The 383-nt window shown below is 71.5% G+C and carries 1 protein-coding gene; it reads left to right on the forward strand.

The annotated features are described in order from the left end of the window. Positions 1-383: pseudouridine-5'-phosphate glycosidase (locus WDW90_RS38425; protein ID WP_336492913.1), on the forward strand; the 383-nt coding region annotated here is incomplete at both ends.

Raw genomic sequence — 383 nt, forward strand, 5'->3', positions numbered from 1 at the left:
CTGCGCCGGTGCCAAGGCGATCCTCGATCTGCCCCGCACCCTCGAGTACCTGGAGACGCGCGGCGTCCCCGTCGTGAGCTACGGCACCGATCGCTTGCCTGCCTTCTGGAGCCGCGACAGCGGGCTGCCGTCGCCCCTGCGTCTCGACGCGCCGGACGCGATCGCTGATTTGGTCCGGACCAAGGAGGCGCTGGGTTTGGGCGGCGGCGTTCTCATCGCGAACCCGGTGCCGCAGGCCGACGAGATCCCCGCCGCGGAGGTCGCCGGGCTGATCGAGGCCGTCCTGGCCCAGGCCGATGAGGCCGGGGTCACCGGCAAGGCGGTGACGCCCTTCCTTCTCTCCCGCATCCTTGCGTTGACGGGCGGCCGCAGCTTGGTCACCA

The organism is Methylobacterium nigriterrae (assembly GCF_037106235.1).
GTDB classification, from domain to species: domain Bacteria; phylum Pseudomonadota; class Alphaproteobacteria; order Rhizobiales; family Beijerinckiaceae; genus Methylobacterium; species Methylobacterium nigriterrae.